The sequence below is a fragment of the Synergistota bacterium genome (genome assembly GCA_025060595.1).
GTDB lineage: Bacteria > Synergistota > GBS-1 > GBS-1 > GBS-1 > 42-11.
This window is the reverse complement of the sequence record JANXBX010000006.1, coordinates 1-25,098: the sequence shown is the minus strand read 5'-3', so window position 1 is coordinate 25,098 and position 25,098 is coordinate 1. Positions and strand designations below refer to the sequence as shown.

At 41.5% G+C, this 25,098-nt stretch carries 33 protein-coding genes; 23 read left to right on the top strand and 10 right to left on the bottom strand.

Annotated features, from left to right (window positions below; translation table 11 throughout):
* Window positions 1-2: 2 nt before the first annotated feature.
* From NZ900_05330 to NZ900_05315, 4 genes are read right to left on the bottom strand one after another with little or no spacing between them, the layout of a single operon-like run.
* Window positions 3-1,304: a TRAP transporter large permease subunit gene (locus tag NZ900_05330; GenBank protein MCS7233506.1), complete on the bottom strand. Its 1,302-nt coding sequence runs from the start codon at window positions 1,302-1,304 to the stop codon at window positions 3-5.
* On the bottom strand, window positions 1,301-1,789 hold the full coding sequence (locus tag NZ900_05325; protein ID MCS7233505.1) for a TRAP transporter small permease: 489 nt from the start codon (window positions 1,787-1,789) through the stop codon (window positions 1,301-1,303). Before NZ900_05325 ends, NZ900_05330 begins: the two co-directional genes overlap by 4 nt.
* Before the next feature lie 56 nt (window positions 1,790-1,845).
* Window positions 1,846-2,511 carry a lipoyl(octanoyl) transferase LipB gene (gene lipB / locus NZ900_05320; protein MCS7233504.1) on the bottom strand — a complete coding sequence of 222 codons (666 nt, stop codon included), beginning with the start codon at window positions 2,509-2,511 and terminating at the stop codon, window positions 1,846-1,848.
* Window positions 2,508-3,068, bottom strand: a complete 561-nt coding sequence (locus NZ900_05315) for a xanthine phosphoribosyltransferase (GenBank protein MCS7233503.1) — start codon at window positions 3,066-3,068, stop codon at window positions 2,508-2,510. The genes lipB and NZ900_05315 overlap by 4 nt, the downstream gene beginning before the upstream one ends.
* 101 nt (window positions 3,069-3,169) lie before the next feature.
* On the opposite strand from NZ900_05315, the gene NZ900_05310 reads away from it, so the two are divergent.
* The 8 genes from NZ900_05310 (at window position 3,170) to NZ900_05275 (ending at window position 9,507) form a co-directional block, all read left to right on the top strand.
* The gene (locus tag NZ900_05310; GenBank protein ID MCS7233502.1) at window positions 3,170-3,925 is read left to right on the top strand and encodes an STAS domain-containing protein; all 756 of its coding nucleotides are present in this window, start codon (window positions 3,170-3,172) and stop codon (window positions 3,923-3,925) included.
* 4 nt (window positions 3,926-3,929) lie between these two features.
* Complete coding sequence (locus NZ900_05305) at window positions 3,930-4,286, top strand: STAS domain-containing protein (protein ID MCS7233501.1); 357 nt, start codon at window positions 3,930-3,932, stop codon at window positions 4,284-4,286.
* Between the two features lie 26 nt (window positions 4,287-4,312).
* Window positions 4,313-4,771: an anti-sigma regulatory factor gene (locus NZ900_05300; GenBank protein MCS7233500.1), complete on the top strand. Its 459-nt coding sequence runs from the start codon at window positions 4,313-4,315 to the stop codon at window positions 4,769-4,771.
* A complete protein-coding gene (locus tag NZ900_05295; protein MCS7233499.1) occupies window positions 4,768-5,733 on the top strand; it encodes a SpoIIE family protein phosphatase in 966 nt (321 codons plus the stop codon). The genes NZ900_05300 and NZ900_05295 overlap by 4 nt, the downstream gene beginning before the upstream one ends.
* Window positions 5,726-6,526: a GGDEF domain-containing protein gene (locus NZ900_05290; protein ID MCS7233498.1), complete on the top strand. Its 801-nt coding sequence runs from the start codon at window positions 5,726-5,728 to the stop codon at window positions 6,524-6,526. The genes NZ900_05295 and NZ900_05290 overlap by 8 nt, the downstream gene beginning before the upstream one ends.
* Window positions 6,527-6,529: 3 nt before the next feature.
* Window positions 6,530-6,727, top strand: a complete 198-nt coding sequence (locus NZ900_05285; GenBank protein MCS7233497.1) for a hypothetical protein — start codon at window positions 6,530-6,532, stop codon at window positions 6,725-6,727.
* Between the two features lie 62 nt (window positions 6,728-6,789).
* Window positions 6,790-8,217 carry a bifunctional diguanylate cyclase/phosphodiesterase gene (locus NZ900_05280; GenBank protein MCS7233496.1) on the top strand — a complete coding sequence of 476 codons (1,428 nt, stop codon included), beginning with the start codon at window positions 6,790-6,792 and terminating at the stop codon, window positions 8,215-8,217.
* A 12-nt stretch (window positions 8,218-8,229) separates the two neighbouring features.
* On the top strand, window positions 8,230-9,507 hold the full coding sequence (locus NZ900_05275; protein MCS7233495.1) for a glycerate kinase: 1,278 nt from the start codon (window positions 8,230-8,232) through the stop codon (window positions 9,505-9,507).
* Here NZ900_05275 and pstS read toward each other — a convergent pair.
* Window positions 9,500-10,534, bottom strand: coding sequence for a phosphate ABC transporter substrate-binding protein PstS (gene pstS / locus NZ900_05270; GenBank protein ID MCS7233494.1), 1,035 nt, complete (start codon window positions 10,532-10,534; stop codon window positions 9,500-9,502). The genes NZ900_05275 and pstS overlap by 8 nt on opposite strands.
* Window positions 10,535-10,626: 92 nt before the next feature.
* Here pstS and NZ900_05265 point away from each other — a divergent pair, with 92 nt between their 5' ends.
* Both NZ900_05265 and NZ900_05260 read left to right on the top strand, forming a co-directional pair.
* Window positions 10,627-11,175: a chromate transporter gene (locus NZ900_05265; GenBank protein ID MCS7233493.1), complete on the top strand. Its 549-nt coding sequence runs from the start codon at window positions 10,627-10,629 to the stop codon at window positions 11,173-11,175.
* On the top strand, window positions 11,175-11,690 hold the full coding sequence (locus NZ900_05260; protein MCS7233492.1) for a chromate transporter: 516 nt from the start codon (window positions 11,175-11,177) through the stop codon (window positions 11,688-11,690). The genes NZ900_05265 and NZ900_05260 overlap by 1 nt, the downstream gene beginning before the upstream one ends.
* A gap of 6 nt (window positions 11,691-11,696) precedes the next feature.
* On the opposite strand, the gene NZ900_05255 is transcribed toward NZ900_05260, so the two are convergent.
* The 5 genes from NZ900_05255 to NZ900_05235 form a co-directional block, all read right to left on the bottom strand.
* Window positions 11,697-12,431: an ABC transporter ATP-binding protein gene (locus NZ900_05255; GenBank protein ID MCS7233491.1), complete on the bottom strand. Its 735-nt coding sequence runs from the start codon at window positions 12,429-12,431 to the stop codon at window positions 11,697-11,699.
* Window positions 12,432-12,434: 3 nt separating this feature from the next.
* Entirely contained in the window at window positions 12,435-13,205 is a 771-nt protein-coding gene (locus NZ900_05250; protein ID MCS7233490.1) for an ABC transporter ATP-binding protein, read from the bottom strand.
* Window positions 13,187-14,047 carry a branched-chain amino acid ABC transporter permease gene (locus NZ900_05245; protein ID MCS7233489.1) on the bottom strand — a complete coding sequence of 287 codons (861 nt, stop codon included), beginning with the start codon at window positions 14,045-14,047 and terminating at the stop codon, window positions 13,187-13,189. The genes NZ900_05250 and NZ900_05245 overlap by 19 nt, the downstream gene beginning before the upstream one ends.
* An 11-nt stretch (window positions 14,048-14,058) precedes the next feature.
* Window positions 14,059-14,937, bottom strand: coding sequence for a branched-chain amino acid ABC transporter permease (locus tag NZ900_05240; GenBank protein MCS7233488.1), 879 nt, complete (start codon window positions 14,935-14,937; stop codon window positions 14,059-14,061).
* A gap of 92 nt (window positions 14,938-15,029) precedes the next feature.
* Entirely contained in the window at window positions 15,030-16,151 is a 1,122-nt protein-coding gene (locus NZ900_05235) for an ABC transporter substrate-binding protein (protein MCS7233487.1), read from the bottom strand.
* A gap of 138 nt (window positions 16,152-16,289) precedes the next feature.
* On the opposite strand from NZ900_05235, the gene NZ900_05230 reads away from it, so the two are divergent.
* The 13 genes from NZ900_05230 to NZ900_05170 form a co-directional block, all read left to right on the top strand.
* Entirely contained in the window at window positions 16,290-17,258 is a 969-nt protein-coding gene (locus NZ900_05230; protein MCS7233486.1) for a threonine/serine dehydratase, read from the top strand.
* Window positions 17,259-17,359: 101 nt separating this feature from the next.
* Window positions 17,360-18,007, top strand: coding sequence for a serine O-acetyltransferase (gene cysE, locus NZ900_05225; protein ID MCS7233485.1), 648 nt, complete (start codon window positions 17,360-17,362; stop codon window positions 18,005-18,007).
* Window positions 18,007-18,903 carry a cysteine synthase A gene (cysK, locus tag NZ900_05220; protein MCS7233484.1) on the top strand — a complete coding sequence of 299 codons (897 nt, stop codon included), beginning with the start codon at window positions 18,007-18,009 and terminating at the stop codon, window positions 18,901-18,903. Before cysE ends, cysK begins: the two co-directional genes overlap by 1 nt.
* A gap of 111 nt (window positions 18,904-19,014) precedes the next feature.
* Window positions 19,015-19,377 (top strand): YlxM family DNA-binding protein, encoded by a 363-nt coding sequence (locus NZ900_05215; GenBank protein MCS7233483.1) that lies wholly within the window; start codon window positions 19,015-19,017, stop codon window positions 19,375-19,377.
* A complete protein-coding gene (gene ffh / locus NZ900_05210; GenBank protein MCS7233482.1) occupies window positions 19,370-20,686 on the top strand; it encodes a signal recognition particle protein in 1,317 nt (438 codons plus the stop codon). The genes NZ900_05215 and ffh overlap by 8 nt, the downstream gene beginning before the upstream one ends.
* Window positions 20,687-20,713: 27 nt before the next feature.
* Window positions 20,714-21,055, top strand: coding sequence for a 30S ribosomal protein S16 (rpsP, locus tag NZ900_05205; protein ID MCS7233481.1), 342 nt, complete (start codon window positions 20,714-20,716; stop codon window positions 21,053-21,055).
* On the top strand, window positions 21,015-21,254 hold the full coding sequence (locus tag NZ900_05200) for a KH domain-containing protein (protein ID MCS7233480.1): 240 nt from the start codon (window positions 21,015-21,017) through the stop codon (window positions 21,252-21,254). The genes rpsP and NZ900_05200 overlap by 41 nt, the downstream gene beginning before the upstream one ends.
* Window positions 21,251-21,766: a ribosome maturation factor RimM gene (gene rimM / locus NZ900_05195; protein MCS7233479.1), complete on the top strand. Its 516-nt coding sequence runs from the start codon at window positions 21,251-21,253 to the stop codon at window positions 21,764-21,766. The genes NZ900_05200 and rimM overlap by 4 nt, the downstream gene beginning before the upstream one ends.
* A complete protein-coding gene (gene trmD, locus NZ900_05190; protein MCS7233478.1) occupies window positions 21,763-23,007 on the top strand; it encodes a tRNA (guanosine(37)-N1)-methyltransferase TrmD in 1,245 nt (414 codons plus the stop codon). Before rimM ends, trmD begins: the two co-directional genes overlap by 4 nt.
* 14 nt (window positions 23,008-23,021) lie before the next feature.
* A complete protein-coding gene (rplS, locus tag NZ900_05185) occupies window positions 23,022-23,369 on the top strand; it encodes a 50S ribosomal protein L19 (protein ID MCS7233477.1) in 348 nt (115 codons plus the stop codon).
* Between the two features lie 9 nt (window positions 23,370-23,378).
* Complete coding sequence (gene lepB / locus NZ900_05180) at window positions 23,379-23,900, top strand: signal peptidase I (protein ID MCS7233476.1); 522 nt, start codon at window positions 23,379-23,381, stop codon at window positions 23,898-23,900.
* Window positions 23,897-24,637 (top strand): 50S ribosome-binding GTPase, encoded by a 741-nt coding sequence (locus tag NZ900_05175; GenBank protein MCS7233475.1) that lies wholly within the window; start codon window positions 23,897-23,899, stop codon window positions 24,635-24,637. Before lepB ends, NZ900_05175 begins: the two co-directional genes overlap by 4 nt.
* The coding region (locus NZ900_05170) for a ribonuclease HII (protein ID MCS7233474.1) at window positions 24,609-25,098 on the top strand (490 nt) is incomplete at its 3' end. The genes NZ900_05175 and NZ900_05170, both read left to right, overlap by 29 nt.

The following is a 25,098-nucleotide window of genomic DNA, read 5'->3' as shown; positions in this document are numbered from 1 at the left end:
TTTCATCTCATAGTGCTTGGTAGCCATAAGGCCAGGGATGGCCAGAATACAAACAATAACAAGCATAATATCTCAACTATTATGTAAGGTGCCGTTCCCCTGATTATCTCGTTTATGTGTAGATCTTCCGCTATGCTCTTTAATGTATAAAGATTAAGACCTACCGGCGGTGTTATTACCGCTATCTCTACGTTTAGTACCATGAGTATCCCAAACCATAGTGGATCAAAGCCCAAGGCTTTGACCGCTGGAAGCATTATAGGGGTAGTGACTATTATCAAAGAAGCTCCGTCTATTATGCACCCTAAAAGTATTAATACTCCCATGAATATAAGTATTACGACTATTCCAGGGACCTGGACGCTTGTAGCCCACTTTGCGATCCTCTCCGGTAGCCTTACTAGATTCAGGAATTGGCTAAAGGTGAAAGCGCAGGCCAAGATTATAAGCAGTGATGCGCTTATTCTTGCGGAGTTTGATAATACGGTTAGAAGCTTTTTCCAGGTCAATGTCTTATAGATTATAGTTACAGCTAGAGCTCCAGCTACTCCTATGGATGCTGCCTCAGTTGGTGTAGCTATTCCGGTATAGATGGAACCTAGAACGAAGATTATTAACAATATTACGACCCAAAGCCTTTTAAGTGATGCTAGCTTTTCCTTTAGGCTAACCTCGGTGAACTCTCTTGGGGCTAAGCTTGGATTTCTCAATACGGCCAGAAGCACATATCCCGCCATCATGGTAGCAAGAACTAACCCTGGAACTATTCCCCCTATGAATAGCTTTGCGACCGATTCCCCAGAGAGGGAACCGTAAATTATGAATGATATGCTTGGTGGTATTAAGACAGCTAAAGCTCCAGGTGCAGCTACTGCTCCCGCAGCAAGCTTTCTATCATAGCCTCTTTTAAGCATTTCAGGTATGGCCATCGTTCCTATAGCTGCGACTCCAGCGATGCTAACTCCACACATGGCACCGAAGAGGGCGCAGGAGTATATGGTGGCTATAGCTAATCCTCCTGGTATCCTGTTTAGCCATTTACTAAAAGCGTTATATATGTCTCTACCTATACCGCTAACGAAGATTAGCTCACCCATTAGAACGTAAAGGGGAATGGCCACAAGCAGGAAGCTATAAAGCTGGGAAGTTATGGAAGCCGGTATCTGGAATAGCCCTTTTGTTCCGCTCACCAAATATATTCCTATGGCACCTGCAAATCCTAGTGAGATAAATATGGGTGCTCCAATAGCCATGAAAAGTAAAAGTGCTGATAAGGCTATTATGGTTATAGTATCGAAGCTCATGCTCTCCCCTCCCTAAGCTTTTCTAGCTCATCTAAGAACCTTATCACAAGTTGGATTCCTAAAGCTCCAGCTCCTATCGGTAGGAATACATAGATCAGCGATAACGGGGTTCTTAAAAGCGAAGGAACTCTCATTCCCTTAGAATACACAAGCCAAGTTGCCTTTCCTCCTTCCCAAACCATTAAAGCTATGAAGGCTAAAGCTATAAGTATGTTTATTAGGTTTACTATGCATTTCTTTCTCGGTGGTAACCAATCCACAAATAAGCTGAACTTTATGTGTTTATCAAGCCTCTCTACCTCAGCTATGGCGAGAAAAGTTAACATAATTATCATTAGCTCTGTTACCTCTGTCGACCAGTAAGGAGGTCTTCTGAATAGGTATCGCATTATAACTGAGTAGAAGACGACCACTTGAAGCCCGGCGATTACTAGTATGGATACCCAAAATAACGACTTTGAGATCGCCTCAAACTTTCTCCTCATTCTCTTCACTCGCTTTCCTAAAGTTTTGTATAATAGGCTCAATTACTATTATATCATTAACATTCTTCTAAAACTTCATGAAAAGGGAATAGAGTCTTAAATGCTTCTAAATATTGTTTTTTTACCTTGCTAATAGGAGGAGATATTCTGACGAGGCTTTTGATCGATACCATTTCAATCCCGGTTAGCCCGCATGGGGTTATGAATAGGAAGTGCCTCATTATGGGATCTATATTGAAAGCTGTTCCGTGATAGCTTATCCACTTCTTTCCGCTTCTTTTAATCCCTATTCCTATGGAAGCTATCTTTCTTTTTTCGTCTATCCAAACCCCTGGATAACCTTCTTTACGAGTTGCCTTTATCCCATACTCTTCAAGAACCCTTATAACTATCTCTTCAAGTCTCCATACATATTCCTTTACGCTACAGTCTAAGGGAATTATGGGGTAAGATATAAGCTGTCCTGGACCATGATAAGTGATGTCTCCTCCTCTATCAGTTTCAACAACCTTTATTCCTTCCTTTTTGAGAACCTCTTCAGGAACGAGTATATGCTCTCTTTTGGCTCTTTTCCCAAGGGTAAATACTGGCTCATGTTCCAGAAGGAGGAGAAAGCCGAGATCTTCGCTTTCTACCCTTCTTAAGAGCTCTCTTTGTATTTTGAGGCATCTTTCATAATCTACCGGTTCTTCAAAATTTAAAACCTCTACCTTAAACTTCATGGCCTGATTATAAGCGGATTTAGGGACTCTACTTTAGCAAGCGACTCCACTTTATATCCTTTGAGGGTTTCCCTTCCTCTCTGAAAGACCTTTTCTATGCATACTCCTATACCCACTACTTTGCCTTTAGCCTCTTCGACCATTTCACAAAGCGCCTTTATGGTTTCACCTGTGGCTAGAAAGTCATCTATTATAAGAACCCTCTCCCCCTCTTTGATGTATTCCTCTGATAGGGATATTGTGACCTCATTGAGCTTCGTTCTTGAGACTATCTTCCTTTCAAATACCCTTCCATCTAGGGTTATAGGCCTTTTCTTCCTTGCGAAAATAAGTGGTACATTTAAATAAAAGGCGGTGAATAAAGCAGGAGGAATACCCGAAGATTCAACAGTTAAAACCAAGCTTACCCTTTCGCTTTCAAATATTCTTGCAAACCTTTCGCCAATCTTCTTAAGGAGGATCGAATCTACTCTGTGATTAAGGAAGCTGTCTACCTTGAGGATGTCATCTCCTATAACCTTTCCCTCGAGCTTTATTCTTTCGATAAGCTCCTCCATAATGAAGAATTATAACATAGGATAAGGTTTAATTTCTATTGTTAGAGTTTTTTACTTTTGATAAAATAAAGGTAAGATTTTTCAAGTTTGGAGGGAGTTAAATGTTGAAGAATGTTATAATCTCAAAGCTTGATAGTTTGGCTGAAAGATTAGCGGCTTCCAAGAAGGAATGGGAATCATGGAGAGAGTTATTAGTTACCATTGCTGAGACCTATGGTAGGGAGGATTTTAAGGAGAGGGTTAAATCATCAATCTTAGCCCTTTTGGGATTAATTGAGGAAAGAAGGATCTCCTTAGGCCTTAAAAGCATGGCTTCAGAGATAAGCGATTTTCCTCTTGTCGATATTTACGATGTTTTGATAGAGGCTTTGGCTGAGAAGAGAAGGGAAGATGAAAGGAAGATAAAGGAGTTAGGTGAAGTTCTGTCTGAGCTTTCTACTCCTATCGTTCACTTGTGGAAAGATGTTCTTCTGGTTCCCTTAATAGGAACTCTTGATAGTCAGAGAGCTCAAACTCTTGTGGAAAGATTGCTTAAAAAGATTGAGGAGAGCAAGGCTGAGGTGGTTATTATAGATGTAACAGGTGTTCCAATGATTGACACTTTTGTAGGTGGTTTCCTAATAGAGATGTTTGGGGCTGTTAAGCTTTTGGGCGGTGATGTGGTTTTATGTGGCGTAAAGCCTGAAATAGCGCATACCCTTGTTAAGCTTAATATAGATTTTAGTATGGTGGTTGTGAAGAGGGATTTGGAGAGCGCTCTTCAATACGCTATAAGAAAGATGGAGAGGGAGAGAAAGCGTATGGAGGAGTTAGAGATAGATTCTACCATTAGGCAAGGTACTGAGAAGGAGACATAAGCTTATGAGCGGAATTGCTCCTATAATAGGCTTTAAGGACTATCTTGTTGTCCCCTTGCAAAGGGAGCTTAGTGATAAAGAGGTAGATAATCTACAAAGGGATATCCTTGATAGAATAAGCCAGAGAGATATAAAGGGAGTTATTATAGATGTTAGCGCTTTAGATGTTATAGATAGCTACATGTCTTATGTTTTTATAGAGACCTCATTAATGTTGAGAGCCATGGGTTGTTACATGGCCCTATGTGGTATTAAGCCGCACGTGGCGCTTACCCTTGCTCAGATAGGTATATCCTTTAAGAGCATATTTACTGTAAGTAGCTTAGATAAGGCTATCGAGGTCTTGAGTAGGAGCTATTGAGAGTGATAGGTCGGTGAGCATAGGCTATGCTTGAAGAGTATAGGGTTCGATTTGGGGATGTTAAGATAAAGGTGGAGGATTATGAGCTTGTTGTTAGGATAGAGAGTGAGAATGATATCTATCTGGCAAGACAGATGATAAAAAGCTTTGCAGAGAAGAGCGGTTTTCCTCTTGCTGATGTGACAAAGGTAGCAACAGCCGTTTCGGAGCTTGCTCGTAATATATATAGATACGCTAAGAAAGGGTATATATATGCAAGGACGAAGTATCGGGATGATGAATTAATATTGGAGGTTGTCGCCTACGATGAGGGTCCTGGTATACCTGATGTTGAGAAAGCTTTAAGTAGAGGGTATACGACCTTTCAAAGAAGCCTCGGCTTGGGTCTTTCAGGGATAAAGAGGCTGATGGATTCTTTTTTTATAGCTTCGGAAGTAGGGAAGGGAACGGTTGTTATAGTTGAAAAGGGGAAGAGACGAATTTGAGCGGCGAAATAAGAGTTAGTATTGGGGTTGAAGCGGATCTTTTTATACTAGAGTATAGATTAAGGAGGTTTCTTAACTTACTTTCCTTAAGTGATAATATCATTTCTTCTATCCTTTTGATCTCGAGAGAGCTTGCCACGAATATTCTCAAATATGCCGAAGGTGGTAGCATCTCTGTTAGGCGTGAAGGTAATAAGATTGTAATTGTTTCAGCTATGAGGTCTGAATATTCCTCTGTTAAGGGTAGTTTGGGTGTTGGGCTTAAGATTGCGAGGGAATACAGCACTAGCTTTAAGGAGAGGATTAAACCTGATGGAAGTATGGTGTTTGAGGCAGAGATAGATTTAAGACAAGGGGAGGAAGGTGACTTTTTGCTCGATATAGGTGTCGCTTCAAGGCCTCGCTATTCGGAAGAAAAAAGCGGTGATTTCGCTTTTTATAAAAGGGTGAAAGGGGGATACTTTGTTTGCGTTATTGACGTTTTGGGTCATGGACCAGGAGCAGCAGCTTTAGCTGAGGAGGCAAGGAGGGTTCTTGAGGAGATACCCGAGGTTGATATCTGGGGCGTATATCTTGGTCTTGAAAGGGTCTTCCGGGGAACGCGAGGTGGGGTAGCTTTTATAGGTATGTTTTATAAGAAAAGGCTAAGTTATATAAGTTTCGGTGATATAAACTCTTTTCTTTTTACATCCTCATCCTTAAAGGTTTTAACGCGAACTAATGGTATATTAGGTAAGACTCTTGTTAGACCTAAGATATTCTTGGAGGATCTTCCTTTGACCTTTGCTTTAGTGATTTGCACTGATGGGGTTAAAAGAGGCTTTTTAGACAGTATAAGTTTTGAAAAGATAGTTAAAACCAAGGTGGAGGATTTAGCGAGCTTTATTTTAGAGAGGTTTGGAGTAAAAGAGGATGATGCCACAGTTGTTTTAGTTAAGAGGGGTTGGAGTGAAAATGGGTAACGGAAAGCGAGGCTTCGAGGAAGAATACCAGAGGTATTTAGAGAAGTATGTTTTAGAGGGAGGAGATGAAAGGGTCTTATATGAGGCCTATGAGACCTTGATTGAGCTTTTGGATATTTCTAACCTGGAGGCAACTAACATAGTAGACATTCATATCAGTAGTCTTAAGAGACTCTTAAACTTAAATAGCGATACAGATTGTGTTTCTTGGCTTTATATAAAAAGAGCGACGGAGTTTTTAACGCAAATTTTAGTTATCTCTGATACCCTGGTTGCTTATCTTAAGGAGAGCGCTGAGATCGATAAGCTTACCGGCTTTTATAATAGAATCGGCATGGAGAAGGTTTTAACCAGAGCTTGGGTAACCTCTAATAAAACTAGAGAGCCATTTGTTTTAGCCATGCTTGACATAGATAATTTTAAGAGCGTGAACGACAGTTATGGACATCCGCTGGGGGATAGGTTACTGCGTGAGGTTAGTGATATCATTAGAGGAAGCGTTAGATCAGGGGATGCAGTGATTAGATACGGTGGGGAAGAGTTTCTGATACTCCTTGTGAAAACTAATAAGGAGAGGGCAATGGTTCCTCTCGAGAGGATAAGAAAGCGTATTTCAGAAAGTGAATTTACTAATAAAAAGATTAGTATTACCGTAAGTATAGGAGTCTCATCCTTTCCAGATGATAACCCTTCAAGTCTAGATGAATTGATAAGGTTTGCTGATATAGCTATGTATGAGGCTAAAAGGCGAGGGAAAAACATGGTGCTGTTTTATTCGGATTTAGGGGGGTGAGCCTTGAGTCTGGAAAGTAACTGGAAGGGAAGCGAAAGAAATAGGTATATTTTAGAGCTCTTGGAAAGGGAATACGTCCTAGGGTTTAATAGGATTTTTAGGGATGTTTTAAATAGAGATTTAAATAGCGATGAGGCGGAGGTTTTGAAGAAAGCGCTTTTATCCTTAACTGATGGGGGAAAAGAAGAAGAGGTTTTTTAAATTTTAGCAGGTTAGGAGCCATAATTTATGCATTGCGTATTCCTCAAGATAGAGTTCTTAATTTGCATTTAGAGATTGCAAATCGTTTGTTAAGTGATTTCTTAAGAAATGCTAGCCTTTCGAGGGAGGGAAGTCTATTCCTTCAAGAGTTAAATCGACTCTTGTTAAACTTTTTGTTTTACTATGCTTTAAATGCTAAAGAGCGTAGTTTAATTGAAAAATATTTAACGATGGATGTTCTTACAGGGCTTTTGAATCGCCATGGGTTTGGTAAGGTGCTTTCTGAGGAGATTGAGAAAAGGGTAGGTAGTGGTTTTGGGCTTCTCTACTTGGACTTAGATAACCTAAGTTTAATTAACGATATGTATGGATATGCTTTGGGAGATATGATTTTGGTAAATGTGGCTTACATTTTGAGGGAGGAGATGAGCGATGCTACTGCCATAGGTCGTATTGGAGGGGATGAATTTGGGATTATCTTTAAGAACTCTGATCCATCCTTTTTATTCTCTAAGGCTAGCATAATTAAAGATAGGGTTTCTTCTATGAAGCTAGAGCTTTTGGTTGAGGAGGGAATTTCCGTTACAGGAAGCATTGGAATTGCTCGGTTTCCTCAGGATGGGAAGGCGATGGATGATCTTCTTTTTGCGGCAGAGCTTGCTTGTAGTTGCGCTAAGCGAAGGGGTGGAAGTAAGGTTTGTTTTGCGAAAGATGTAAAGAGAGAGGATTTCGAGGTTCCTGTTGCCTTTCATGAATATTTTGTCTTATTGCAGAAGGCCTTGAAGGAGATCGATGGTGTTTCTGCCCTTCCCTATTATCAACCTGTTGTTGATTTGGGAACGGGAGAAATCATCGGTTATGAGGTCTTAGCTCGCATACATAGGGAGGGTAAACCTCTTCCTGCTGCTCTTTTTATAGAGACGGCGGAAAAGACGGGACTCATTTTTGATCTAGGTAGGAAAATTATCGAACATGCCTTTGCTGAGAAAGTAGTCGATCCATTAAGAGATAAACTTATCTTTATTAATCTTTCCGTTCGGGAGATTGAGAATACGGAGACAATCGGATTTTTAACTAACGCTATTGAAAGGTATGGTGTTGACCCTAGGAGCGTGGTTATAGAGATCACGGAGAAGGGAGCTGCAAGAGATCTTGGGGCTGTGATAAGCTTTGTAAAGGAACTTGCTAGGTTAGGTATAAGGTTGGCAATAGATGACTTTGGAAGCGGTTTTTCCTCTTTCCTTTATATTAGGTATCTCGATCCATATTTTGTGAAGATAGCTGGGAATCTCGTTCGTGAGATTACTGTAAGCTCTAGGGCAAAAATGATAATCGAGGGCATAGTTAGGTTTTTCAAAGGAATGTCGATAGAGGTTATAGCTGAGCATGTTGAAAACGCTGAGATGGTTGAAGCTTTAAAGAAGTTGAATGTGCGATATGCTCAAGGCTTTCACCTTGGTAAACCGTCAAGAACGCCTAAAGGCAGTTGAGAGGTGATCTCTATGGGTTTAAGGGAGGATCTTCTTGAGGTTGTGGACTTTGCCGTTCGGAGGGTTCTTCCCGATAGGGCGGTGGAAGAAGCTATAGAGAGGGAAAGGATAGATAGGCTTGATAATTTATATTTAGTTGCTATAGGTAAGGCTGCTTGGAGGATGGCTAAGGCCGCTAAGGAAAAGCTTAAAGATAAGGTTAAAAGAGGGATAGTTATAACTAAATATAAGCACTCTCTTGGGGATATAGAAGGCCTAGAAGTTTACGAGGCGGGACATCCGATTCCTGACGAAAATACCCTTTTGTCTACTGAGAAGGCTTTGAGGCTGGCAGGTGAATTAAAAGAAGGTGATAATCTGTTGTTCCTTGTTTCTGGTGGAGGTTCCGCTCTCTTTGAGCTTCCCATGGAAGGGGTTAGCCTTGAGGACTTGAAGAAGGTTAATGAGCTCCTTTTGAAGTCAGGAGCTGATATAGTAGAGATGAATACCGTTAGAAAGCACATATCGAGGGTAAAGGGTGGAAGGTTTGCCCAAGCTGTTTATCCTGCTTTTGTCTATTCTCTTATTCTCTCAGATGTTCTTGGTGATAGACTTGATTCGATAGCCTCTGGTCCGGCTTATCCTGATGAGACTACTTATAAAGATGCTTTAAAGGTCATAGATAAGTACTCCTTGATGGATAAGATGCCATCGGCTGTTATGGAGATAATTGAAAGAGGAGCAAGGGGTGAGATTCCAGATACACCTAAGGAAATTAATAACGTTAGGAGTGTGATAATAGGTAGTGTTAGTCTAGCCTGTAAATACGCTATGGATAAGGCTAAGGAACTAGGATATAAGACTCTCTTTTTAACCTCAACCCTTAATTGCGAGGCTTCTGAGGCAGGTAGATTTATAGCTGAGATCCTTAAGGAGATCAAAAGATCCTCTAATCCTATATCTCCTCCTTGCATGATAGTTTTAGGTGGGGAGCCTGTAGTTCACGTTAAGGGAAGCGGTAAGGGAGGAAGAGCTCAGGAGCTTGCCCTTTCAGTAGCTATAGCCATCAAGGGAGAGAGTAACGTGGCTTTAGTTTCCGTTGGCACCGATGGGACCGATGGTCCCACCGATGCTGCCGGAGGAATAGTGGATGGGAAAAGCTTTTATAGGATGCTTTCCTCTGGGGTTGATCCAGAGAAAGCGCTTTCAGATAACGATTCCTATAATGCCTTGAAGGCTAGTGGAGATTTGGTGATTACTGGTCCCACTGGGACGAATGTAAACGATATTATAATAGGAGCAGTTATTTAAGCAGAGATTGCCCGTTATAGGTTATAGATTTTATGACCTTTTCTGCTGCTTCAATGGCTTTTTGCGGTAAAGGGGAATAGGAGAGCTCGGCAGCGTATTTCTGTCCATCATGTATTATCCACCATAGAAGCTTGACAAGTTCATTTGCTTTCTCAATAGACCTTCCTTCATAGTTTTGTTCTTTATATACTATAATCCATGTAAAACTGCTTAGCGGATATCCGTTTGGTGAGCTTGTGTCGGTTAAATCAACGATAGTGCTTTCAGGTATGTCCACGTTTGCGGAGGCTGTGATGGTTTCAACAGAGGGTTCGATAAATTTCCCATGCCTATTTTCTATGGAAGCATAAGTCATTTTGTTTTGAAGGGCGTATACAAACTCTATATAGCCTATACTGCCAGGAATTTGTCTTATAAGCCCAGCCACTCCAGGATTTCCCTTTCCTCCGATTCCTGTTGGCCACTTAAGGGATTTTCCAACGCCAACCTTTTCTTTCCATTCGCTGCTTATTTTACTTAAATATTGGCTTAATATGTAAGTGCTTCCGCTCCCATCGGATCTATAGACTACTGTAATATTCATATTGGGAAGGTTAACTCCGGGATTAAGCTTGGCTATTTCAGGGTCGTTCCACCTTTTGATCTTTCCTAGGTATATGTCAGCCAAAACTTTTCCATTTAGGTTTATCTTCGGGTTTCCAGGAAGATTGTAGGATAAAACGAGTGCTCCTAAACAGGTTGGTATGTGAACTATAGGGGATCCTGCTTCCTTAAGCTCTTCCTCCGTTAGTGGAGAGTCAGTGGCTCCAAAATCTACGGTTTTGTTGATGAGCTGTCTTATTCCTCCTCCAGAGCCTATCGCTTGGTAGTTTACTTTAACTCCTGTTTCCTTGTGATAAACGGAAAAAAGCTTCGAATACAAAGGATAGGGGAATGTGGCTCCTGCTCCTATTAATTCGATTTCCTTAGCTTCAGAAATAGGTAGGAATATCAATGAAAGGGCTAAAATAAGCATCAAATATTTCATTTTTTTCTTCTCCTCCCTTGACAAGATTTTTTCAAGGCTTATATTATCATAAGGCGGTCTTTTAAATCAACTCTTAAGGGAGGCATTTTGTCTTGAATGGAAACCTTTCTCTTTTTAAGTTCTTTCTTTCGACCTTTAAGATAGGAGCCTTTACATTTGGGGGAGGTTGGGCGATGATCCCCCTTGTAAGGGAAGAGCTCGTCAAGAAAAGAAAGTGGATGTGCGAAGAGGAGTTTATGGATGTTTTATCCATTGCTCAAGGGTTTCCTGGCCCTATAATGGTTAACGTTTCAGTTATGTGTGGTAAGTGCCTCTTGGGATGGAGGGGGGCTTTAACAGGACTTTTAGGAGCCGTTCTTCCTTCTCTTTTAGCGATACTTTTTATAGTCAGCATGCTTACTAAATATGGAGAAAGCCATTATGTTAGATCCTTTTTAAATGGTATGAGACCTGCTTTGTTTGCGGTTTTAATATATGCTCTCTTTGGTATGAGGAAGTCAGCAACAGGGAGCAAAATCAGCTTAGGAATAGCCGTTTTAGCTTTTATAGCCCTTTCTATCTTTAAGTTGAACCCCTTTATTGTTATTGCGGGAGGGGCGATCTTTGGTCTTACTTTCTGCCTCTTAAGGAGGAAAGCCTGATGACTCTCTTAAATCTTATTATTTCTTTTGCTACTATAGGTCTTGTGGGTTTTGGTGGTGGATACAGTATATTAAAAGTTATGATGCATGAGCTTGTTAGGGTTAGAGGTTGGGTTTCGATCGATGAGTTTCTAGATATAGCATCTATATCTCAATCTACACCGGGCCCTATAGCTTTGAATGCGGCTACCTTTATAGGATATAAGGTTGGGGGAATCTTAGGAGGAGTCTTATCTACCTTTTCTGTTGTTTTAGCTCCGTTTCTTATAAGCTATTTTCTCGGTAGCTATATGTTTAAGAACAGGAATAATAAGTTCTTTTCCGGGATGCTTTTGGGGCTTAGACCAATAGCCGTATCTTTAGTGGCTTCTGCTGCTTATACCTTTGCTCCCTTAATCTTAATTAGTCCCGTTCAAATTATGATATCTTTGGGGTGCTTGTTCCTTCTTTTTAAATTCAAAATCGATCCTATACTGCTTCTTCTTTTCTGTGGTTTGTTGGGCATCTTATTTTAAATTTTTTTATGCCTTCCTTTTTACCTCCCCAAGATAGCTTCTTATAAGCTCTTCCTTTTGAAGTAGCTCGCTTGCGGTTCCCTCAAGGGCTACTCTTCCCGTTTGAAGAACGTATCCCCTGTGAGATATATTTAAAGCTTGTTTGGCATTTTGTTCTACTAATAGAATGGTAACGCCCTCTTCGTTAATTTTCTTAAGTTCCTTGAAGATCTCCTTGACCAATATGGGAGCAAGACCCAAGGAAGGCTCATCAAGAAGAAGTAACTTTGGTTTTCTCATAAGGCCACGAGCTATAGCAAGCATCTGCTGTTCTCCCCCTGAAAGGGTCCCTGCAAGTTGATTTTCTCTTTCCTTAAGTCTCGGAAAGAGAGAGTAAACCCATTCCAGGTCTTTTTCTATGGCTTTTTTCTCTTTTCTTGGGAAAGCTCCCATAAGTAGGTTTTCATATACCGTTAGGTTTGCGAAAACTCTCCTTCCTTCTGGAACTAAAGCCAACCCGCATCCTACCACCTCATAGACCCTATCAGGTAGGGGCTCTCCATTAAAAAGAATGTTTCCGCTTTCTCTTTTTACTTCCCCCATTATCGCTTTAAGCAGGGTACTTTTCCCTGCTCCATTTGCTCCTATTACACAGACTATTTCCCTTTCCTTGACCTTTATCGTAACCCCTAGGAGGGCCCTTATTGCTCCATAGCTTACTTTTAAATCTCTTACTTCAAGAATATAGCTGTCCTCTTTCAACTTTTAAGCCTCCTCACCAAGATAAGCCTTTATTACCTCAGGGTGGTTCATAACCTCATTGGGAGTACCTTCAGCTATCTTTTCCCCAAAGTTCATGCATATTACATGTGGGCATACCTCCACTATCAGATCCATATGGTGCTCTATTACAAGTGTCGTTAAGTTAAATTCCTTGTGTATTTTCAATATAAGTTCGCTTAGTTCAGCTACCTCTTCAGGGTTCATTCCTGCTGCTGGCTCATCGAGTAAAAGCAAGGTTGGTTTTAAGGCCAAGGCTCTTGCTATTTCTAATCTTCTCTGATATCCATATGGTAAAGTCCCAGCCTGCTGATATATTTTATCTTTTAAATTGAGCTTTTCAAGATAATAGATGCTTTCCTCCATTATCCTTTTTTCATAAGAGCGCCATTTCCCAAGGTGGGTACAGGCCTCAAGAAAGGAGTATCTTAAGTGATTCTGGCAGGCTGTCATGACGTTTTCAAGTACGGTAGCTCTTGGAAAAAGACGAAGATTTTGGAATGTCCTGCCTATACCTTTTTTAACTATCTCGTGGCTCTTAAGCCTAGTTATATCTTTTCCCTTAAAAAGCACTTTGCCTTCATCTACTGGGTATACGCCCGTTATTAAATTAAAGACCGTTGTTTTGCCAGCTCCATTGGGACCTATGAGACCCACAAGCTCTCCCTGCATTACCTCTATTGAGAAATCTTTAACCGCTACTATTCCTCCAAACCTTTTAGTTATGCTCTTGAGTTCTAAGATCTTTTCCTCCATGTTTCATCACGCCTCTTAAATAAACTCCATAGCTCTTTTTCCCCCATGAGTCCCTCAGGTTTGAAAACCATGACCAGGACAAGGACCGCTCCATATATTAGCATTCTATACTGAGATATAGGTCTAAAAAGCTCGGTTACAAGAGTTATTATCGCTGTTCCGAGAATTGTTCCACTTAAGGAACCAAGTCCTCCAAAGACAACTACCGCTGTAAGTTCTGTAGACTTTTGAAGGTCAAACATAGTGGGCTGAAGGAAAGTCATGAAACCTGCGAAAAGCCCACCCGCTATGCCACAGTAAAAGGCTGAGATACATAAGCTAAGTATTCTGTATTTAGCGGTATCAAATCCCAAAAGGGAAGCTACTAGGTAATCGTCACGGCATGCTTTAAAGGCTCTTCCATAGCTACTCTTTAATATGTTTGATGTAACTATAGTTAGCGTTAGAAGAAAGCCTAAGGCTACCGGTAGTGTTGTAAAGCTGTCTATACCGGGAAGACCTCTGGCTCCCCTTGTTAGCGATTCCCAGTTTTCTATTATTAATCTTACTGTTTCCCCTAGGCCGATCGAGGCTATGGCAAAGTAATCTCCCATAAGCTTAAGCGTTGGAACTCCGATAAGATAGGCTACCGCTACCGCAAGTATTCCTCCTATCATTACTGCTAATAGCCAGTGAACGTCATGTTTCATGGTTAATATGCCTGTGGTGTAGGCTCCTATTGCCATGTAAGCCGCGTGCCCAAGAGTGAATATACCTGTAAAGCCCGTTAAAAGGCTAACACCCATTGCGGCTATGGAGTTTATACACATCAATATGATTATTCCTTCAAGATAGACAAGCATTTTTTAAACCCTTAAACCTTTTCACTAACCGCTTTGCCTAATAGTCCAGTAGGCCTAAGCAAGAGCGTTAAAACAAGAAGTCCGAAAACGACTATATCCCTTAATTGGCTTGATATGAATCCCGCTGTTAGCATCTCAGCTGTTCCTAAAATGAGAGAGCCTAAAACCGCTCCTCTTAGGGAGCCTAAGCCTCCGACAACTGCAGCTACAAAAGCCTTTATGGTTATAAAGCCAAGCTGCGGATAAAGGGTATACCTTACAGATAGGAATATTCCACTTACAGCCGCAAGAAGACCTGCCAGGAAGAAAACTATCGATATTAGTTTATTTACGTTTACTCCCATAAGAGCGGCAACCCTAAGGTCGTAAGCTGCTGCTCTTATAGCTAAGCCCCATTTCGTTTTCTGCAAGAAGAACTCAAGTCCAAATAAAAGCAGAATAGTAATTCCAAATACGAGTAGATCAAAGGAAGAGATGGTTAAGTTTCCCATCTTGAAGGGATATGTAGGTAAAACTGGAGGGATAGCCCTAAATCTTCCACCTGCCATGATTACCCAGAAGTTTTCAATTACTATGCTCATACCCATAGAGGCTATAAGAAGATATAGTGTTACGCTTGTTCTTTCTCTTATAGGTTTGTAAGCGAGTCTTTCTGTAATTATGGCGGTTAGTCCTGCTCCGCAGAGCGCTAATAACCCAGATATCCATATGTTGTTTCCTGTGGATATTAAGGCGTAATAGCATATGTATCCTCCAGTTACTAAGAATCCTCCATGAGCAAAGTTAGAGAAAAGAAGTATTGAATATACTAAGGAGTAACCTACAGCTATAAGAGCATAGACCGAGCCAAGGGAAAGACCGTTAATCAACTGTTGAATGAATGACTCCAATTTAAGATCTCACCTCCAGTTGGTATTTTAAAGGCAGGGCTTAAATTAGCCCTGCCTTTAAGATTATACTATATGGCCTTTCCCCGAAAGATTTATTGCTCTTCGGGTCTTACTCTATCGTGGAATATCGCTTTTCTGCCTTTACATAGAAGTATAACTGCATCCTTGTTTAAAGGATCGTGGGTGTTTGGATCTATGGTTATAACCGCATGAAGTAGCTTTAAGTTCTTCGTGTTTTCAAGGGCATCCCTTATAGCTTTGGGATTAGCAGAACCCGCTCTCCTTATAGCATCTGCTAAGAGGTACATGGCATCGTATCCTAGTATTCCATTTACAAACTCTTTACACTCATCGTTATATTTCTTTTTATACTTCTCAAAGAATGGCTGAAGGGCCGGGTCTTCCGGTGAAACGTGGTTAACCCAATAGCTTCCTTCGAGCGCATCTCCAGCTATGTCCCACATGAAGTCAGCGTATCCGTCTCCCCCCATAAATACAACATCTTTAATGCCAAGCTCTTTTGCTTGCTTTATAATTAATGCCATCTCCTTACCCATATTGGGAAGGATGATCACATTTGGTTTCGCTTTAGCTATCTCCGTAAGCTGAGCTCTAAAGTCCACATCTACTCCTCCGCGAAAGGCTAAGTCAGCTACGATTTCCCCACCGTACTTCTTATAATTCTGTATGAAGAACTCACGGAGCCCTTGAGAATAATCGCTACTTACATCATAAAGTATGGCCGCCTTCTTCAAGTTTAGTTTTTTGGCAGCATAATAAGCTAAAACCTTGCCTTGATATGGATCTGTAAAGCATATCCTAAAGGAGTATGGTCTTACCTTTCCATTTTCATCCACCGTTACCCTAGGATTTGTGGAAACCGTTCCTATTTGGGGTATTCCAGCCCTATTTACGAGTGGAGCTACCGCTATGTTTACCCCAGAGGAGTTAGAACCTACAATTGCTACTACCTTGTCTTGTTCAATCATTCTTCTTACAGCGTTGACTGCATCTTCCTGACGACTTCTAAAATCGTATGGGACAAGTTCGATCTTAAGGCCTCCTGGTAGTATGCCTGCAGCATTGATTTCCTCAACGGCAAGCTGTGCTGCTTTTACCTCGGTTTGTCCGTAAGCTGCCCAATCTCCCGTTAAGGCTGCAAGATATCCTACCTTAACTACGGTTTGTGCACCTGATAGGCTTGCAAAAAGCATTACTAAACATATTGCTACTAGAAGTTTTTTCACTTACAGTCACCTCCTTGCTTTTAGTTAAAATTTACACCTTATTTATTTTACGATAGAATAAAATATCGTGTAAAGGGTTTATATTTAATCTGGGGGTGCTAACTTATGAACTGTGACATTAGTGTTAAACCGCAAGATGTTTTGAAGGCTTATAGATTTCTTAAAGGTAAGGTTTTGGAAACACCTCTTGAGAGAAGCGAAGCTTTAAGCTTGCTTTCAGGTGGAGACATATTTTTGAAACTTGAGAACCTTCAAGTTTGTAGAAGCTTTAAGATAAGGGGAGCCCTAAATGTAATGTTTAACTTACCTGAAGAGATGAAGAGGAAGGGAGTGGTCACCTGTTCAAGCGGTAATCATGCTCAAGGTGTAGCTATAGCTTCGCGTGAGCTTAGAGTGAAGAGCGTAATAGTTGTACCAAAGGATTGTCCGGTAACGAAGAAGGAAGCTATAAGGATGTTTGGTGGTGATTGGATAGAGCTTGTAGAGCATGGTTGTGGTTATGATGCGGCTTTCGAGGAGGCAGAGAGGATATCTAAGGAGAGCAAGCTGCTCTTTATTCCACCGGGTGAGCATAAGTTGGTTATGGCTGGGGCAGGAACAGTTGGTTACGAGATAGTTAAAGAAAATCCAGACATCGATGCGATCTTGGTTCCTGCGGGTTCGGGGGGGTTGATGCTAGGTATGGCTACGATAGTGAAGGCGATAAATCCCGATATTAAGATATATGGGATTCAGAGCGAAGCTTCTCCACCATGGTATTACTCCTGGAAAGAGGGGAAGCTTGTCGACGTGGAGTACAAGCCTAGCCTTTCTGAGGGGACCTGGGGTAGTATAAAGGAGTGTATGTTTGAGTTCTCTAAAGATAAGGTAGATGGTTTTATCCTAGTTTCTGAGGAGGAAATTAAGGAAGCCATAGCTTTTGCTGCTAAGAAGCTTCATCTTTTGGTTGAGGGGGCAGGTTCTCTAGGTATAGCGGCCATACTTTCCGGAAGATTTAATGCTAAAGGTAGAAGAGTTGCCCTTGTCATAAGTGGCGGAAATATAGATGGCGATGTTTTAAAGGAAGTGTTATAAGTTGATAAAGTGAGCATCTTTTACTCCTTGACAGATTTTACATGTGACTATAAAATGGAAGCAACTTTGACTGTTAAGGGAGGTGTTTTTTATACCATGGGGTGCGTGACCTTGTCGAAGCTATAAAGGCGGATTTTAAGGCTATTAGGGAGAGGGATCCTGCCCTTTCCAAGGGTTTCCTCGGGTTTCTTGAGGCCTTCCTATGTTACCCCGGTTTTCATGCTATACTGTGCCACAGATTTATTCATGTACTTCATAGTAGGTTTAAAATCCCTCTGCTTCCTAGGTTGCTTTCTCATATTGTTCGCTTCTTAACGGGTATAGAGATTCATCCAGGCGCGAAGATCGGTAAAGGGTTTTTCATCGATCATGGAATGGGAGTTGTAATAGGTGAGACCGCTGAGATAGGGGATAACGTTACTATTTATCATGGTGTTACTCTTGGAGGAACTGGAAAGGAAAAAGGAAAGAGACACCCAACAATTGATGATGGCGTGGTTATAGGTGCTGGAGCTAAGATTTTAGGAAACATAAGGATAGGCAGAAACTCTCGTATTGGTGCGGGAAGCGTTGTCCTTAAGGATGTTCCTCCTGAAAGTACGGTTGTAGGAGTCCCAGGGATGGTAGTCAAAATAAACAAAGAAAGGGTGGCTTATGCATCTTTAAGCTCAAGAGTAAGGGAGCTTGAAAGAAGAGTAGCTTATCTTGAGAGCCTTATCTTGGGAAGGGCTCAGGAGGGAGGTTCGTGATGAAGGGAGTTTTAGATGCTATTGGTAACACCCCCTTAGTTAAACTTAACTACTTTTCAGGTAGGGTTAATATATACGCTAAACTTGAAGGGAATAACCCTGGTGGGAGCGTAAAGGATAGGCCAGCGCTCTTCATGTTTATCGATGCTTTAAAGAGGAAAGCTATAAATAGCGAGCGCGGTATAGTTGAACCGACATCGGGAAATACAGGTATCGCTCTTTCCATGCTATGTGCTTATTATGGTGTGCCATGTGTGCTTGTTATGCCAGAGAGCATGAGCGCAGAAAGAAGAGCACTCCTTTCCCTTTACGGTGCGGAGATAGTTCTAACACCTGCTGGCAGAGGTATGAAGGGAGCTATAGAGGAGGCTGAAAAGATATCTTTAGAGCGAAACTTTTTTATGCCTAATCAGTTTTCCAACCCGGAAAATGTTAAGGCTCACCTTTTAACAACTGGGCCAGAGATAATATCTCAAATGGGTTATAGAGATATAAGCGCTTTTGTAGCTGGAATTGGCACTGGGGGTACTATAACTGGCGTTGGTAAGGTTTTAAAATCCTTCTATCCGGGGATCAAGATAGTGGGTGTTGAACCCTCCTCTTCGAGCGTTATCTCAGGTGGTAATCCTGGCCCTCACAAGATTCAGGGTATAGGAGCGGGTTTCATCCCTTCCATATTAGATACGGCTCTCTTGGATGAGGTGGTAAGGGTGGATGATGAAGAAGCTATAGAGATGGCGAAGCTTCTTCCGAAAAAGGAAGGTATTTCTGCTGGTATATCCTCTGGAGCTAACCTTGTGGGATGTCTTAAGGTTGTAGATAAGCTACCGCCCGGTTCTAATGTGGTTACTGTCTTTCCTGATAGGGCGGATAAATATATATCGGTTCTGCTTTAAGGGGTAGTTTAAAACTACCCTTTTTATTTTTTAAGTATTGACACTTCTGTCAAAGGAGTTTATAATTTACTTCGCTCTGTAAAGTAGTTTGAGTTAACAGAGGGTGAATTGATGGATCGTTTTTTTATATGTCTTCTGATAGATTTTTATGGTGGGCTTTTAACTCCTAACCAGAGGGAGATTATGAAGCTTTACTATGAGGATGATCTTTCCCTTGGTGAAATAGCGGAGGAGCTTGGTATAAGCAGGCAGGCTGTTCATTATACTTTGAGAAGAGGTTTAAACAGATTAAAAAGTATAGAGGAGAAGCTTAAATTAGTGGAGAGATTTTTGAAGCATTGGAGCTTTTTTGAGAGCATCAAAAAGGAGATAGAACCTCTCGTTTCTAAGCTTCCTTCTGAGGATGGGGATAAGCTTAGAAGGCTTTTGGAGGAGATAAATGGTTTGCTAGAACGAGGTGATATCTTTGTTTGAGAAGTTGAGGGAGAGGCTTGAGGGAGTTCTTTCGTTTTTACGGAAGAAAGGCAAGCTTTCTGAGGAGGATGTAGATTCTGCATTAAGGCAGATCAGGCTGGCCCTTCTTGAGGCCGATGTTCACTATAAGGTAGTTAAAGATATTTTGAGTAAGGTTAGAGAAAGAGCCCTGGCTCAAGAGGTTATATCGAGTATAAATCCAACTGATCAGGTTTTAAAGATACTTTATGAGGAGTTCTTAAACGTTATGAGGGGAGGGCACTCGAAGCTAACCTTTTCATCGGAAATCCCTTCTTTATTTATGCTTGTTGGCCTTCAAGGCTCTGGGAAAACTACGACGGTGGTTAAGATAGCTAATCTCCTTAAAAAGGAAGGGAAAAAAGCTATTCTGGTTGCTGCTGATGTTAAAAGACCTGCAGCGAAAAAGCAGCTTGAGGTTTTATCGAAGCCCCTTGGTTTTCAAGTTGTAAGCGGTAGAACTCCCTTTGAGGCTCTTAAGTCTGGGATAGAGCTTGCTAAGGAGAGCTTCTGTGAGGTAGTTATTGTGGATTCTGCTGGAAGGCTTCATGTAGATGAGGAGATGCTATCTGAGCTTAAAGAGCTTACCAACTCCTTCAAGTTTCATGAGGTCCTTCTCGTAGTTGATTCTATGATGGGACAAGAGGCCTTAAAGGTGGGGAGCGCCTTTTCTGAAGCGGTGAATATAACTGGCGTTATACTAACTAAGCTTGATGGAGATTCAAGAGGTGGAGCAGCCCTTTCCATTGCCTATGTTCTTGGAAAGCCCGTAAAGTTTGTTGGGGTTGGGGAGAGGATTGATGATATAGAGCCCTTCTATCCTGATAGGATGGCTTCGAGAATATTAGGAATGGGAGATCTTGCTACTCTTATTGAAAGGGTTTCTTCAGCCGTGGAAGAGGAGAAGGCTAGAGAGCTTAGTAAGAAGCTTAAAAGGGCTGAGTTTACCATGGAGGATCTCCTTGAGTATTTAAGGCAGATGAAGAGCATGGGACCGTTAGACCAGCTACTTGATATGGTACCCGGATTCTCTAAGCTTAGAAGGAAGTTCGGGGATATAAATGTAGATGAAAAGGAGTTAAAGCATATAGAAGCTATCATACTCTCTATGACCCCAGAAGAAAGAAGGAAGCCAGAAATAATAAAGGGAAGCAGAAAGAGAAGAATAGCTATGGGAAGTGGTACTTCTGTTCAGCTTGTTAATCAGGTTTTGAGGCAGTATGAAGAGATGAAAGAGATGATGAAGAAGTTATCTAAGGGTGGCGGTAGGATAAAGCTACCTTTCTTTTAAAAAGACTAAGTTTTAAGGAGGTGTCTTTTGGTGGTAAAGATCCGCCTCACAAGAATGGGAAAAAAGAAAAAGCCATTTTACCGCTTAGTAGTTGCAGATTCAAGAGCTCCAAGGGATGGTAAGTTTATTGAAATTCTTGGATATTATGATCCTCTTCCTGAACCGCCTGTTATAAGGGTGGATGAGGAAAAGGCTCTTCTTTGGCTTGAAAGAGGGGCTCAGCCGTCGGATACTGCGAAAAGGTTGCTTTCCAGGGTGGGAGTATGGGATAAGTTCTGTCAAGCTAAGGAAGCTAGGAAGAGGGCAAAGGTTTCTGGGGGTGTACTAGGTGAGGGATCTAATAGCCTTTCTGGTAAAGTCTCTGGTTGATCATCCTGAGAATGTAGAGGTAAGAACGTTAGAGGGTAAAAAATCTATACTTATTGAAGTTGAAGTTAAAAAGGATGATATGGGTAAAGTTATAGGTAAAAAGGGGAGGCTAATAAGAGCTATACGGGAGCTTTGTCGAGCTGCTGGAATAAAGCTTAGGAAGAAGGTAATGGTGGAGTTATTAAGTCAGGAGGAATGAAAAAACATAAGCTTATTATTGTTGGCAAGGTAGTAGCAGCTCATGGTATAAAGGGAGTTATAAAGGTTCTTTCTATGACCGACTTTCCCGAGAGATTAAGGGAGAGAAAGAGGCTCATCTTTTATGATGACAGAGATAACGTTTTATTTGAAGGTGATCTTGAGAAGTTGACTTTGGAGGGCAGAACATTTTTAATTAAGGTTAAGGGTTGCGAAACGAGGGACATGGCAGAAAGGTTAATAGGCTCCTTTATAAAGGTTAAGGAGGAGGAGCTTCCTCCATTAGGAGAAGGAGAGTTTTACTTCCATCAAATCATCGGCCTTAAGGTTTACACTCAAGAGGGAAAGTACCTTGGAAAGATAGTAGATATATTGAAAACGGGCGCAAATGATGTTTTTTGTGTGAGAGGTGAAAAAGAGTATATGATTCCTGCTCTCAAAAGCGTCGTTAGGGAGATTGACCTTGATAAGGAGATAATGATTATATTTCCTATGGAGGGGTTGCTCGAGTGAGAGTGGATGTGATAACGCTTTTTCCGGAGATGTTTCAAAGCTTTATAAGCTGCAGCATAATAAAAAGGGCTATAGATAAGGGTTTGCTTCAAATATACTTTCACAATCCGAGGGATTTTACTACTGATAAACATAAAACTGTTGATGATTATCCCTATGGCGGTGGAGGAGGCATGCTTCTTAAGGTTGAGCCCTTTTGGAAGGCTATTAAAAGCGTGCCAGGGAGCCCATATCGAATACTTCTTTCTCCCCAAGGTCGACTTTTTAACCAGGATTTAGCGAAGGAGCTTTCTCTGAAGGATCATCTTCTTTTGGTTTGTGGTCACTATGAAGGTATAGATGAAAGAATAACGGAGCTTATAGATGAAGAAATATCTATAGGGGATTATGTTCTAACGGGCGGGGAGGTTCCAGCTATGGTAATAGTTGATGCGGTTATAAGGCTTATACCAGGAGTTTTAGGTTGCGAGGATTCTCCCAAGAGGGACTCCTTTTATGATGGAATATTAGATTTCCCCCAATATAGTAAGCCTAGGGAGTTCGAGGGGCTTAAAGTTCCGGAAATCCTTCTTTCTGGAGATCATGAAGAGGTTGAAAGGTGGCGCAGACTGGAGGCCTTGAAGAGAACCTATAAGAGGAGGCCCGAGCTAATAGATAGAATATCCTTAAGAAAGTATATGGAGAGGGGAGTATATGTAGGATTAGTTCACTATCCGGTTTATAATCAACATAGAGAGATAATAACCACTACCGTTGCTAACTTGGATATACATGATATATCAAGGTGCTGTCGGACATATGGTGTAAAAGCCTTTTACATAATAACTCCTATTGAGGCTCAGAGGGAAAACGTGAAAAAAATTGTGGAGCACTGGACTAAAGGTGTTGGTTCCATGCTTAACCCCGACAGAAGGGAAGCGTTAGATAATGTTAAGGTCTCTCCATCTATAGAGGAAACCGTTAGGAGGATAGAAGAGAGGGAGAAAGCTGATCCCATAGTAGTTGCTACTAGCGCTCGCCCATCTTCAAGGATGATCTCCTTTAGAGATTTTAAATGGAAGATCTTGCTTGAGGAAAGACCTGTTCTTCTTCTTTTTGGAACAGGATGGGGCTTAACTGAGGAGGTCAAAAGTTGGGCGGATTATCAGCTTGAGCCCATAGAGTGGAAGGGAGATTACAATCATCTATCGGTAAGAGGAGCTGTAGCGATAATCTTAGACAGACTTTTTAAAAGTTCATAGGGAGGTGTTAAAGGATGGATCCCATTATAAGGGAGATAGAAAAAGAATTTATGAAGAAAGATATTCCAGACTTTAGGCCGGGTGACACGGTTAAGGTTCACCTGAAGGTTGAAGAGGGAGGTAAGGAAAGGGTCCAGGTTTTTGAAGGAACGGTTATAGCTCGCTCGGGCGGTGGTTTGAGGGAGACTTTCACTGTTAGAAAGATATCCGGTGGAATAGGTGTTGAAAGGATCTTTCCCTTGCACTCTCCTATTATAGAGAAAATAGAAGTGGTAAGGAGGGGAGCGGCAAGGAGGGCAAAGCTCTACTACCTTAGAGGAAGGGTTGGCAAAGCGACACGTCTTAAGGAGAGAAGGAGCTAAGGTTTTTAAATGAAGGAGATGAGGAAAAAGTCGGCTTGGCGCGAGATCGTAGAAACTATAGTTATAGCTGTTGTACTAGCTTTGTTAATAAGAGCTTTTGTGGTAGAGGCGTTTTATATTCCCTCCTCGTCCATGGTGCCTACTTTGGAGCCCGGAGATAGGATACTGGTCTTGAAGTTTTATTATCACCTTACCGAACCTAAAAGGGGAGACATAGTTGTCTTTAGATTTCCTTTGGATCCCTCTAAGGACCTTATAAAAAGAATAGTTGCTGTGGAAGGAGATATGGTTCGAATTGAAAGCGGGTATCTTTATGTGAATGGAAATAGGATCGAAGAATCCTATGTGGCTAATAGGGATTTTTACAATATGCCAACCATAACGGTTCCAAAGGGCTTTTACTTTGTTTTAGGAGATAACAGACCAAATAGCGAGGATAGTAGGTTCTGGGGTTTTCTCCCCAGAGCTAATATAAAGGGTAGGGCTGTAGTTAGATATTGGCCTCCTTCGAGGATCGGCCTAATCAAATGAGGAGGAGCTGGTATCCAGGCCATATAGCTAAGGGAAGAGAACTAATAAAGGAAGCGGTAAAATATGCCAATCTTATCTTAATGGTTCTGGATGCACGTGCTCCCCTTTCTACAGTCCCGCCATGGGAACCGCCCAGGGGTAAAGAAGTTTGGAAGATCCTTAATAAGATGGATCTTGCTGATGAGTATGCTACAAAGGCATGGCTAAGCTATATGGGGGATAAAAGTATCGCAGTAAACTCTAAGGATGGAGAGGGGTTTGATGAGCTCTTTGAGAGATTATCCTCTTACTCTAAGGCTAAGGTTTTGGTTGTAGGTATTCCTAACGTAGGTAAATCTTCCTTAATAAATAAGTTGCTTGGCAAGAGGAAATCTAAGGTGGGGCCGCTTCCTGGAGTTACGAGAGGCGGGGTATGGTTTAGGGTAGATTGGGGGTTACTCTTTGATACGCCTGGAATACTTGAACCAAGTTTAACAGATGAGGGGAAGGTTATTCTCTCCTGGCTTGGTTGCCTAAGAGAGGATGTTGTTTGGAGCAGCTTAGTAACCCTTGCAGAAAAGCTTATAGAAAGGCTCTCCCTTCCCCTTTCCCTAGAGGATATCGCTAAAAGGAGGGGTTTTTTGAGGAAGGGAGGAGAGCTTGATCTTGAAAAAGCCGCTTCAAGCTTACTTAGAGATTTTAGAGAGGGAAGGCTTGGAAGGTGGACATTTGAACTCCCTCCTAGTAGCGGGAGTTGACGAAGCTGGAAGAGGACCGTTAGCTGGTCCGGTAGTTGCTGCTGCCCTTATTCTTCCTTATGAGTATTTTAACGATGAAGTTAGAGATTGTAAAAAGCTTTCCCCGTGTAAGAGAGAGGAGCTCTTTGAGATTTTAAGAAAGAAGGCTTTAGCGTGGGCTGTGGCCTTAGTTACCCCTGAGGAGATAGATAAGATGAACATCCTAAATGCCTCTCTTGAAGCCATGAGAAGGGCCATCCTGAAGCTTAAGTTAAAGCCCGATATAATCCTCGTAGATGGAAATCATAAAATTCCTCTTATAGATATACCTCAAAGGGCTATACCTAAGGGGGATGAGATTTGCTTACCTATATCTGCTGCTTCTATCATAGCTAAGGTAATCAGAGACCGAATAATGTGCGCTTGGGACAGGATTTACCCTGAATACGGGTTTTCTAAGCACAAGGGTTATCCAACTAAGG